General features: G+C 34.6%; 13 protein-coding genes and 1 pseudogene. 10 read left to right on the top strand and 4 right to left on the bottom strand.

Features of this window, described 5'->3' with window-relative positions:
• A partial coding sequence (locus BAU27_RS02015; protein WP_071769987.1) for an FAD-dependent monooxygenase occupies window positions 1–1,129 on the top strand: 1,129 nt, incomplete at its 5' end.
• A 115-nt stretch (window positions 1,130–1,244) separates the two neighbouring features.
• On the opposite strand, the gene BAU27_RS02010 is transcribed toward BAU27_RS02015, so the two are convergent.
• Window positions 1,245–2,150, bottom strand: coding sequence for a DMT family transporter (locus tag BAU27_RS02010; RefSeq protein WP_071745702.1), 906 nt, complete (start codon window positions 2,148–2,150; stop codon window positions 1,245–1,247).
• Window positions 2,151–2,247: 97 nt separating this feature from the next.
• Between BAU27_RS02010 and BAU27_RS02005 the strand changes: the two genes are divergently transcribed.
• The 4 genes from BAU27_RS02005 to BAU27_RS01990 all read left to right on the top strand — a co-directional run bounded on the left by BAU27_RS02005 (window position 2,248) and on the right by BAU27_RS01990 (window position 5,062).
• The gene (locus BAU27_RS02005) at window positions 2,248–3,117 is read left to right on the top strand and encodes a LysR family transcriptional regulator (RefSeq protein WP_071769982.1); all 870 of its coding nucleotides are present in this window, start codon (window positions 2,248–2,250) and stop codon (window positions 3,115–3,117) included.
• Between the two features lie 120 nt (window positions 3,118–3,237).
• The gene (locus BAU27_RS02000; protein ID WP_000704078.1) at window positions 3,238–3,669 is read left to right on the top strand and encodes an Rrf2 family transcriptional regulator; all 432 of its coding nucleotides are present in this window, start codon (window positions 3,238–3,240) and stop codon (window positions 3,667–3,669) included.
• 72 nt (window positions 3,670–3,741) lie between these two features.
• A complete protein-coding gene (locus BAU27_RS01995) occupies window positions 3,742–4,392 on the top strand; it encodes a DsbA family oxidoreductase (protein ID WP_071769981.1) in 651 nt (216 codons plus the stop codon).
• Window positions 4,393–4,459: 67 nt separating this feature from the next.
• Window positions 4,460–5,062 carry a nitroreductase family protein gene (locus BAU27_RS01990; RefSeq protein WP_071769980.1) on the top strand — a complete coding sequence of 201 codons (603 nt, stop codon included), beginning with the start codon at window positions 4,460–4,462 and terminating at the stop codon, window positions 5,060–5,062.
• 204 nt (window positions 5,063–5,266) lie between these two features.
• Here BAU27_RS01990 and BAU27_RS01985 read toward each other — a convergent pair whose 3' ends face one another.
• Window positions 5,267–5,686, bottom strand: coding sequence for a GNAT family N-acetyltransferase (locus BAU27_RS01985; protein ID WP_071745698.1), 420 nt, complete (start codon window positions 5,684–5,686; stop codon window positions 5,267–5,269).
• A gap of 184 nt (window positions 5,687–5,870) precedes the next feature.
• Here BAU27_RS01985 and BAU27_RS33185 point away from each other — a divergent pair, with 184 nt between their 5' ends.
• From BAU27_RS33185 to BAU27_RS01975, 3 genes are all read left to right on the top strand, one after another.
• On the top strand, window positions 5,871–6,005 hold the full coding sequence (locus BAU27_RS33185) for a hypothetical protein (RefSeq protein WP_071745697.1): 135 nt from the start codon (window positions 5,871–5,873) through the stop codon (window positions 6,003–6,005).
• Between the two features lie 119 nt (window positions 6,006–6,124).
• Window positions 6,125–6,271, top strand: coding sequence for a hypothetical protein (locus BAU27_RS32185; RefSeq protein WP_165616044.1), 147 nt, complete (start codon window positions 6,125–6,127; stop codon window positions 6,269–6,271).
• A gap of 49 nt (window positions 6,272–6,320) precedes the next feature.
• Window positions 6,321–7,340, top strand: coding sequence for an AI-2E family transporter (locus tag BAU27_RS01975; protein ID WP_071745696.1), 1,020 nt, complete (start codon window positions 6,321–6,323; stop codon window positions 7,338–7,340).
• Between the two features lie 45 nt (window positions 7,341–7,385).
• On the opposite strand, the gene BAU27_RS01970 is transcribed toward BAU27_RS01975, so the two are convergent.
• Both BAU27_RS01970 and BAU27_RS01965 read right to left on the bottom strand, forming a co-directional pair.
• Window positions 7,386–7,670, bottom strand: a complete 285-nt coding sequence (locus BAU27_RS01970; protein ID WP_071769979.1) for a YesK family protein — start codon at window positions 7,668–7,670, stop codon at window positions 7,386–7,388.
• A gap of 115 nt (window positions 7,671–7,785) precedes the next feature.
• Window positions 7,786–8,730: an L-lactate dehydrogenase gene (locus tag BAU27_RS01965; RefSeq protein ID WP_000715317.1), complete on the bottom strand. Its 945-nt coding sequence runs from the start codon at window positions 8,728–8,730 to the stop codon at window positions 7,786–7,788.
• 200 nt (window positions 8,731–8,930) lie between these two features.
• Between BAU27_RS01965 and BAU27_RS01960 the strand changes: the two are divergent.
• A pseudogene (locus BAU27_RS01960) lies at window positions 8,931–10,367 on the top strand (flavin monoamine oxidase family protein).
• A gap of 110 nt (window positions 10,368–10,477) precedes the next feature.
• The gene (locus BAU27_RS01955; protein ID WP_071745730.1) at window positions 10,478–11,395 is read left to right on the top strand and encodes a CobW family GTP-binding protein; all 918 of its coding nucleotides are present in this window, start codon (window positions 10,478–10,480) and stop codon (window positions 11,393–11,395) included.
• Window positions 11,396–11,635 lie beyond the last annotated feature (240 nt).

Below are 11,635 nucleotides of genomic sequence, written 5' to 3'. Positions count from 1 at the left end.
TCAACGCCACGGATTCGAGGTGACTGTAATAGAACGTGCACCAGCATTGCGCACGGGTGGTTACGGGGTTGATATCCGTGGTGCAGCTATTACGGTGCTTAAGGGGATGGACATACTTGATCAAGTTCGTGCAGCTGACACGAACATGACTGGTGTTTATTTCGTGAACAGCAAGGGCAAGTTCGAAGGTCAAATAAGCGAAGCGAGTATGGGGAACCAGCAGGGTCTGGACATAGAAATCATGCGTGACGATCTTAGTAACATTTTGTACGATTTAACCAAGGATACGGTTGAATACATTTGGGGCGATTCGATTACCGCTATACATGAGACTGAAGCTGGTGTAGAAGTTCAATTTATTCATGGCAAGCCACAGAAATTTGACCTGGTCATCGGTGCGGACGGGCTCCATTCTAATGTGCGCACCTTAACTTTTGGCGACGAAGCACAGTTTAAACGTACCCTTGGCTGTTATATCTCAATTTTTAACCTCGAGAATTACCTTAACCTCGACCACCACCAGCTGCTTTATACGATACCAGGCAAAACAGTAGGTATGTATAGTGCTCGTGACAATACCGAAGCAAGGGGGATGTTCTTGTTCCAATCAGAGGCATTGAAGTACGACCGTTATGATATAGAATCTCAAAAGAAACTTGTAGAAAATGCCTTCTTAGGCCAGACAGGTTGGGAAACCTCGCATCTACTCAAGACCATGAGAGATGCGACAGACTTTTATTTTGACGAGATATGCCAGATTCACATGCCGACCTGGTCAAAGGGGCGGGTTACATTGGTAGGTGATGCAGCGTATGGCCCATCACCTTTATCCGGTCAAGGCTCTAGCCTGGCGCTTGTCGGGGCTTTTGTATTAGCTGGTGAACTCAAAGCTGCAGATGGCGACTTCGCCCGTGCATTTATTGCCTATGAACAAAAAATGAGAAAGTTTGTTGAGAAAAATCAAAAAATAGGATTAATGGCTGCCGGGAGTATGGTTGAAAAATCAAACTTCAAAATCTTTCTTCGCAACTTAATGTTGCGTATACCAACCATTATGGTTGTACAATTTAAGATGATTTCGAAAATGATAGCGAAAGCGGCTAACGGGATAGAGCTGAAAGATTATTGATAAGGATAGTTATAACAAAAAGAGAGATTTCCCTTTTTGTTGGTACTTAAAGTGATGGTGCACAAAATAGACATAAGAAAGAGCCTACAAAAAGTAGGCTCTTTCTTATGTCTATTTATTTCATTTCAACTTGCTGCCCTACAGCGAGTGTTTTCGGCTTTATATTTACAAAACAAATACTTACTACAATAAATAAAAGTCCGATGAATAAGCTAATCGTAATTGCCTCATGTAAGAAAATTGAACTTACAATAATAGCGATAAGAGGGATAAGGAATGTATAAGCTCCAACTTTGCTTGCTTCACCGGCTCCAACAAGTGTGAAGTAAGCGAGCCACCCCATTGCAATAACAAAGAATGAGATGAATAGTAGTACACTTACAAATGGTATACTCCAAGCGATGTTAGACCAGCTTTCAAATTCTGAACCAAATCCGATTAAGCAAAGTCCGCCAATAATAAGCTGAAGTGTTACCATCCAAATGGCATTAACGCGGTGTCCAGTTTTCTTAATAAATACTGTGCCGAGTGCCCAGCCGATAGCACAGCCTAAAGCAAGTAGAACACCGATAATAGAAATATGTCCAGTTAAACTACTAGAGCTAATAACCCCTACACCAATAAATCCAAGAATAAGTCCGAAAATTTTCAAGCCATACATTGCCTCTTCAAGCCAAATCCATGAGAAAATGCCGAGTAAGACAGGTTGGAGAAATACGATTGCGGAGAATAGTCCGGCGGGCATGTATTGAAGTCCGACAGTTTGTAGTCCGTAAAATATAATGATGTTAAGTAAAGAAGAAATAACGTATAAATGCCAAGTTTCTTTTAAATGTAACTCTTTGTATTTCGGTAAAGCGAAAAGGAGTAAAATGAATCCTCCAATTAAAGTTCGAACGCCTGCAAATAAAACGGGTGGTGTATAATGCAGGGCAAACTTAGATAAAGGCCAATTGATTCCCCACATGAAAACGAGAAACGTAAGGATTATGGCTGTCTTAGTTCGAGAAAGCTGTGTCACTGTAAAACCTCCTTGGTGTTATTCATCTCACTATGATATGATATCGACTGTGATAAATAAAATGAATCTTTTTTATAAGGAGTATAAGTGATTAGTTATGACCATTACACAACTGCAAGTATTAATAAAAACTGTTGAGTTAGGTAGTTTTACGAAGGCTGCTCGGGTGTTAAATATGACGCAACCAGCTGTAAGTCATGCGATTTCAAGTATTGAGTCAGAATTAGGAGTTACTATTCTTATACGTGATAAACGAAAAGGATTACTCGTTACGGATGTAGGAAACAGAATTCTTGTACATATTAGAGAGATTTTGAACGGTGTAGAGAAGATTGAACAAGAAGTTGCGATGGAGAAAGGGCACGAAGTTGGGACGATTCGAATTGGGAGTTTTCCGAGTGCTTCTGCGCATTTCTTACCCAAAATGATAAATCTTTTTAAGGAGAAGTATCCGAACTTAGAAGTCGTTCTTTGTGAAGGGACGATTAAAGAAGTTGAAGATTGGTTAGTATCGAGGGTTGTTGATATAGGAATTGTTATTTTGCCTAATAAAGATATGGAGATTGTCCCATTAACGAAGGGGAAAATGGTTGTTATCTTAAGAGAGGATCATCCTCTTTGTAAGAAGGACTCTATTACAATTAGTGATTTAGAGAATGAACCGATCATATTATGTAAGGGCGGATACGAACCACCCATTATTGATATGTTTAAACAAGCCAACGTACCACTTCGGGCTGAGTATGTAATTTCGACCGTTACTACAGCTTTAAATATGATTCAAGAAGGATTAGGTATTGCAATATTAGCTGAATTATCTTTAACGAATTTACCAAAAAATGTGCAAACGAGAGAGTTGGAACCGCAAGTATGGAGAGAAATTGCTTTAGCTGTTCCATCATTAAAGGATTCTTCAATTGCTGTGCAGCTATTTATTGAAGAATTTCAAGCGCTATTTACAGAATAAAAAGAAGTGTCTCATATATCATAATGGGACACTTTTTAATTTGCTTATAAAAAATCTATGAAAAGGATTGACTTATCTTTTTGTTGTAACTATAATGATTACATCGGGGTGGTGATTACGATGAAAATTAGTAGCCGCTTTTCTATAGCTGTTCATATTTTATCTATTTTAAAAAACAATCCATCTTCACTTTGCACTTCAGACTATATGGCCGAAAGTGTAAATACAAATCCGGTAGTCATTCGTAAAATAATGTCGTACTTGAAACAAGCTGGATTTGTTTACGTAAATCGCGGACCAGGTGGCGCGGGGTTATTAAAGGATTTACATGAAATCACGTTGTTAGATGTGTATCATGCAGTAAATGTAGTGGAAGAGGATAAACTATTTCATATTCATGAGCAACCAAATCCAGATTGTCCAATTGGCGCGAATATTCAAGTGGTGTTAGAAGTTATATTAATTCAAGCACAATCCGCGATGGAAGAAGTTTTGAAAAATATTACGATGGGGCAGTTGTTTGAATCTTTACAAGAGAAAATGAATGCTTAAAATATTATCTATATTTTTTTATTATTAATGTAACTGTTTTGATTACAACTATAAAGGTAAGGTGTGAAAATTATGACTGTAAAAATGAAAGTATACTCAGATTTTATATGTCCATTTTGTTTTTTAGCAAAAGGTCCATTAGATGAAGTAGCGAAAGAAAAAGATGTAGAAATTGAATGGATGCCATTTGAATTACGTCCAAGTCCATATTCAAAAATAGATCCATGGAATGAGCCAGAAAAGTTAGGTTCATGGGATGCTTTCATTCTTCCTACAGCGAAGAAATTAGGAATCGATATGCGCTTGCCACATGTTTCACCGCATCCATATACACATTTAGCTTTTGAAGGATGTGAATTTGCGAAAGAACGTGGGCTAGGAAATGAGTATCATCACCGCGTATTCACCGCATTTTTCCAAGAAGAACAAAACATTGAAGATATTGATGTGTTAACAAAACTAGCGGTAGAAGTAGGGCTTCCAGAAGCTGAATTTAAAGATGCTTTAGTAACTCGAAAATATAAAGAAAAACATCAAGAAGCAATTCAGCATGCATATGATGAAGCGAATATTATGGCGGTACCAACTGTCATGATTGGTGATGAAGTCATTCAAGGGCTGGCTAGTAAAGAAACACTACAAAGAGTAATTGATAAAGAAATTGAAAAGGATAAAACAAATTCATTTGAAGGAATGCAATGTAATACGGATGGATATTGCTAATTCGTTTTGCATGAAAGAATCGAATTGATTTGTTTAAATAAAAAAACATACATTTGGAGGAATTAAAATGTCAGCAACTACAACAAATTTAAAAGAAGCAATTGTGAACCGCCGTTCAATTCGTAAAGTAACAAAAAATGATGCAATTACAAAAGAAAGAATTGAAGAAGTTTTAAAAACAGCTTTACATGCACCAACTTCATTCAATATGCAAAGTGGCCGTATGGTTGTATTAATGGATGGAGAGCATGAAAAGTTTTGGAATATCGTAAAAGAAACGCTTAGATCACGCGTACCAGCAGAAAACTTTGAGGCGACTGTAGAAAGACTAACAGGTTTCCATGCAGGTGTAGGGACAGTTCTATTCTTTGAAGATCAAGCAATTGTAGAAAAAATGCAAGAAAATGCACCATTATATAAAAATCAATTCCCATTCTGGTCTCATCAAGGTAATGCAATGTTACAACATACTGTGTGGATGCTATTATCTGCTGAAGGAATTGGCGCATCACTGCAACATTACAATCCAATCGTAGATGCTGAAGTAAAAGAAACTTGGAACATTCCAGCAGAGTGGAGTTTAGTAGGTCAAATGCCATTTGGTGAGCCAAATGAACAACCAGGAGAAAGAACGTTCTTACCTACTGAAGATGTAGTGAAATTTTATTAAGAAATTTAATATATAACGAGAAGGAATCTGTTATATACTTATCAAAATGAAAAGGTTAGATAAATGAAAGGACAGTACATATTAGCCATATATGTACTGTCCTTTCGTATGTAATATTTAAACTCTATTGTTGGGAATGTTACTTCAAGAACAATTTCCTCCATATGAATCGATGTCTTTCCTTACAATCAATAATCTATATGCTTATTTTTTTGAAATGACAGTAAACATCCCCGTCATGTTTGGTGAGTAATCTTTAAAATCATATTTTTCATAGAAAGATTCTTTACCTTGTGATGAAAACAAACCAACAAACGCCTTATCCGGGGCATTTCGATTTAAGTATTCAACCAAAATATGCATTATTTCTTTACCAACACCATTTTTCTGATAATCTGGATGAACCACTATATCTTGAATATAGAAATAGATAGCTCCATCGCCAACAATTCTCCCCATACCCACAATTTGATCATTATCTTTGACTGTGATGCAGTGAATAGAATTCTTCAGTGATGTTTCCGCTACTTCAAAATTCATATAATTAGACCATCCAACAGAATCGCACAAATATTTGTACTCTTCCAATGTTGGAATGTTATTTTTAAACTCATATTTTTTCAAAATGTATCCTCCAAGTCCTCAAATTCAACAAGTATAATAAATTCGACATTTTTTTATCTATTCCTCTTACGCAACTGAATTCCCTTTACTTATTAAATTTAGTACAGTTTTCTTATTTGTATTAATTTATAAGAGTTTAGGGAAGAAATATAAAAAATGATCTGGTGAAAAAGGGAGTGGAAATATGAGTGATGAGAAAAAATATACAGTGGTAGGTACTAACGTTGAGGAAGTAAAACGTTTAAATGAAAATTCAGGGTTAACGTATAACCAAGTGAAGGAATTGTTAGCGAAGCAAATGCAAAAAAGAAATGATTAGATTGAAATAATTAAGCGTTTCATTTAGCATTTTTCTAGAGAGAGTTAAGTAATAGATAACTCTCTTTTTTCAATATGAAAAATCTATTAAAGAACAATTTTTAGAGTGGAGGAAACAATATGAAAAAAATGGGGAAAGGTAACGTAGGATATGCGTATGAACACACCCACCTAAAAATAAAAGATAGAGTTGAAAAATCCGACATTAAAAAAGAAAAAAAGGATTATGCCCAATTAGTAAGAAAGATTGTCTATAGAAGTTCATAAAATGTAATATATTCAATTTCCATCCATTGAAGGGGGAGGTTAAATCTTAATGAATGAAGTGAAAAATTTTTTTCGAAGTAGAGGGTTTCAACGGTTTCTCGTTTTAATAATATTAGCGCTTGTATTATATGGATTAAAAAGTATGATCAATTTAATTTTAATTACGTTTATACTGACATTTTTAATGGATCGGTTTCAACGTTTTATTTCAAAGAAGTTGAAAGTGAATAGGAAGGTAGTTATTGCTTGTTTATATATAATATTAGTGACCTTTATTGTCACAACATTGTATAAGTATTTACCGGTACTAACGATACAAATTTCACAATTAATTTATCAATTTAAATTATTTTTTCAACATCCACCTGATAATGAGATGATTAGATACGTACTTTCAGCAATTAATGAAATGGAAGTATCAAAATATATTGAACAAGGTGTGGATGTCATTTATCAATCAATAGCTAACATAGGAAAGGTAAGTTTGCAAATACTATTGTCTCTTATTCTAAGCTTATTTTTCTTATTAGAAAAAGAGCGGATTATTTCATTCACGTCTAAATTTAAAGATAGTAAATTAAAGGTTTTTTATGAGGAGATTGCATATTTCGGCGAAAGATTTGCAAGATCGTTTGGAAAGGTGATTGAAGCACAGTTTTTAATTGCGGTTGTCAATTGTGTGCTCACTGTAATCGCACTTGTCATTTTAGGATTTCCACAGCTCCTTGTATTAGCTGTCATGGTCTTTCTACTCGGTTTGATTCCAGTTGCTGGAGTTATTATTTCCCTGTTTCCACTGTGTATAATTGCCTATAATGTTGGTGGAGTTATGTATGTTGTATATATACTAGTATTCATTACAATAATCCATGCTCTTGAAAGTTATTTTTTAAATCCAAAATTTATGTCTGCAAAAACGAATTTGCCTGTCTTTTATACATTTATGATTCTCATCTTTTCAGAGCATTTCCTCGGAATATGGGGGCTTATTATCGGGATACCGATCTTTATCTTTTTATTAGATGTACTTGACGTAAATAATGATAAATCGATTAAAAGTAATAAGTGATAGAAATAACCGATGTTGTCTTTTGGGGAAAACATCGGTTATTTCTTATTTTTTCTTTGGAGGAGGTAGTTTTATAAATTTATTTGCAATTAAAGCTATAATAACAGCAGCGAAAATAAACACCGCGATTATGCCAACCCCCATACCTGCCCATCCTCCTATAAGAAAGATACTTATCGGTATTGCTAACAAGCTTAAAATAATAAGAATCAATCCGAGATTCTTATCATATTTTTTGGTTGGAAATAATGTTCGGATGATTAAAAAGAGAAAAAGTATTAATGCCGCTACAGCTAGTAAGAGGAGGAGAATTGTCCAAGAATCATTCATAAAATCACTCCTTTCTATTATAGATAATATTATCGTTTAAATTGAGGGGGAACTATAAAAATATAAAAAAGCAATCCAATATAAATTGGATTGCTTTTTTGATTGAAAAATATGATTAAAGAACAGGAGCCATTGTTTCTTTCAACACTTGAACAGAGTGATCAAATTTTAATTCTTCTTCTTCACTTAATTCCACTTCTAAAATTTCACGAACACCGCCGCGATTTAAAACAGCAGGGACTCCGATATAAACGTCTTGTTGGCCATATTGACCTTCAAGATATGCTGAGACAGTTAATACACTGTTTTCATTGTTCAAGATTGCTTTCGTTACACGCAGAAGTGACATACCAATGCCGTAGTATGTAGCACCTTTTCGTTCAATAATGTGGTAAGCTGCATCACGAACGTTTATGAAAATCTCATCTAAATCTTTTTGGTTGTATGTGTTGTCTTTTTCAAGTAGTGTTTCTAGTTTTTGAATACCAATTGATACGTGACTCCAAACAGGAAGTTCTGTATCACCGTGCTCTCCAATAATATATGCATGAATGTTATGAGGTCCAATATCGAAGTATTCACCTAACATATAGCGGAAACGAGCAGAATCAAGTGTTGTACCAGAACCGATTACGCGTTCTTTTGGCAATCCAGACTCTTTCCAAGTTACGTAAGTTAAAATATCAACAGGGTTAGTTGCGATTAAGAAGATGCCATCAAATCCGCTATCCATAATGCTACGAACAATTTGCTTGAAAATTTTAGCGTTTTTCTCAACTAAGTCTAAGCGTGTTTCACCTGGTTTTTGTGGTAACCCAGCAGTAATTACAACAAGATCTGCATCTTTACAATCTTCATAGCTACCTTTCCAAACCTTTGTTGGAGCTGGTGCGAAAGGTACGGCATGGCTTAAGTCCATTGCTTCTCCTTCTGCTTTTGCTTCATTTACATCAACTAAAACAAATTCTTCAGCAACTGCTTGGTTAATCATGCAGTAAGCATAACTACATCCAACTGCTCCTGTTCCTACTAATACAACACGGTTAATACCTTTTTTCATTTCAAAATTCCTCGCAATTTCATTAATTTTATTATGTAAGATAATACGTCTTACTTCTATAGTTTCATATCTATTTTATTACATTTTATAAAAGATATTCAAGTAATTGAAAATGTATCCGCTCAATTACTTGAATGAAACATAGGAATCCTGTTAAACGAATATAATTCAGTAAAATCCTTCATAAAAGGGGAATTGGCATGGGGAAGACATTATCGATGGAAGAAATGCTTCAAATTATTCATGAAGGGCTTGCCAAAACGAATACCCCCAAACGGATTACAATTGCCGGTGCAGGGATGTCTGGATTAGTTGCAGCATCTTTATTAAAAGAGGCTGGACACGAGGTAACGATTATAGAAGCGAATAACAGAATAGGTGGTAGGGTGTATACGATTCGTGAACCATTTAGCGCAGGATTATATTTTAACGCAGGTCCTATGCGTATTCCGGATACTCATCATTTAACTTTAGCCTACATTCGTAAATTTAAACTACCGTTAAACCTTTTTATTAATAAAACTTCTTCAGATATAATGTATACGAATAATAAAATAACGAGATTGGATGTGTTTGAAAAGGATCCAAGTGTACTTGGATATCCAGTTTTAGAAAAAGAAAGAGGGAAAACGGCAGAAGAATTAATGTTAGAAATATTAGAGCCAATACTTAATTTTATTAAAAAAGATCCTAATAAAAACTGGATTATCATTGAAAAAAAGTATAAAACATATTCGCTCGGTTCATTTTTAACCGAGTATTATTCAGATGGGGCAATAGATATGATCGGAGTACTTCTTGATATGGAAGCATACATGGGAATGTCTTTAATTGAAGTATTACGAGAAATGATCTTTTTCACTTCAACGACGAAATAGTATGAGATAACAGGCGGAATGGACGCATTACCAAATTCATTTTTGCCACAGCTAAAGGATAATATTTTTATGTCCTATAAAGTAGAAAAAATAATACAAGAAGATAATAAAGTGATGTTGCAAGTAACACATGAACAAACGTTAAATTCATGTATAGTAACTGGTGACATCGCTATTGTCACAATTCCATTTTCAGCTTTGCGATTTGTAGAAGTCCAGCCGTATCATTTATTCTCTTATTATAAAAGACGGGCAATTCGTGAATTGAATTATATTGCTGCAACTAAAATTGCGATAGAGTTTAAAAGTAGATTTTGGGAAAGAGTGGGACAGTGTGGTGGTAAATCTATTACAGATTTACCGATACGTTTTACATATTATCCGAGTTATGGCATTCAGTCACCAGGGGCAGCTATTGTTATAGCAAGTTATACGTGGGCGGATGAGGCATTAACATGGGATAGTCTCCCGCATAGAGAGCGTATTTGTTACGCATTGAAAAATTTAGCGCAAATTTATGGGAATGTAGTCTATAGTGAGTTTATAACAGGGGAATCTTTTAGCTGGAGTAAGAATACGTATTCTTGCGGAGCATTTACAGCTTTTGAACCAGGCCAAGAGCTAGAATTATTTCCTTATATTGCGTCGCCTGCTGGAAACGTACACTTTGCAGGAGAACATACAACGTTGACACATGGGTGGATGCAGGGAGCGATTGAGTCTGGAATTAGAGTTGCTCATGAAGTAAATGAAAAGTGAAGCTAGTAGATATATTTACAAATTGTTATTCTTTTAATAAAATGATAAATATAAATCGTAATTATTACGCTTTGAATACGTTTGAAATAAAGAAATGGATGGTTGATCAAATGAATAAAGTGGAAATTCATATATTAGGTGGTTTTTTAGGTAGTGGAAAATCAACATTATTACAAAATTTATTATTAGCGGAGAAAAAGAAGAATAGAAAAGTTGCTGTTTTAATGAATGAAATTGGTGAATACTCAGTAGATACAGATATTATTGGTAAAGAGAATGTATTAAGAGAATTACTAAAAGGATGTATTTGTTGTACGTTAAAGGAAGAACTTGAAATACAATTACATTCATTATATCAGCAAGAAAGACCAGATGTAATTTACATAGAAACAACAGGCGTCGCACATCCAATTGAAGTGTTAGATGCATGTGTATCACCAATTTTAGCACCTTTCTTAGAGGTGAAATCAATTGTAGTCGTTTTAGATGCAGTAAGATGGCTAAATCGAAGTAGATTAAGTGCAAATGTGCAACAGTTACTGCATGAGCAAATGAAATTTGGTAGTCATCTTCTTATTAATAAATCAGATTTACTAACAGAAGAAGATAAGAACAAAGTACTTGAAGAAGTGAAAGCAATAAATAGTCATGCGAAATTGTTTGAAACAAAATATTGTAATATATCTTTAAATGATATAGAAGAAGCTGAACATGTGAGTGCTGGGGAACACGAGACACTTCATGTTAAACAGCATTTACATATACAAACGATGACGTATCAATTTACGAAATCGATTGATCAAGACAAATTATATGAATGGCTTTCGAATTTACCAGATAGTATTTATCGAGTGAAAGGTTTTGTGAAATTCCATGGAGATAAATACCCTCATCTATTCCAATATTCGTTTGGTGTACCGACTTTACTGGAGCAAGATTTTGGTTTCCCGACAAACTTGGTAGTAATCGGGGAAGGGCTAGATAAGAAACAATTGGTTGAAGGGTTAGAGAAAGTAGAAAATAATTAAGTGCTTTTTAGGTAGGCTGCAAATAATTAACTTACTAACTTAAGTTAATTATTTGCAGTTTTTTCGTGATGATTCCTGTAATGAAACAGTAATTTCATTTGAACAAAGGAATATATATTGATTGTATGTCCGTTTCCATTTAATAGGAAGGTGATTATAGATTTGTGCCGAATGTAGAGGATACTACAAGATTTTTCCATTACCTACCTTACAGTTTATAAGTCATGATTACGGACAGGG

Origin of the sequence: Bacillus sp. NH11B, assembly GCF_001884205.1 — a bacterium.
Classification (GTDB): Bacteria; Bacillota; Bacilli; order Bacillales; family Bacillaceae_G; genus Bacillus_A; species Bacillus_A proteolyticus.
The sequence above is the reverse complement of the archived record's forward strand: the minus strand, read 5'-3'. Positions and strand labels throughout refer to the sequence as shown.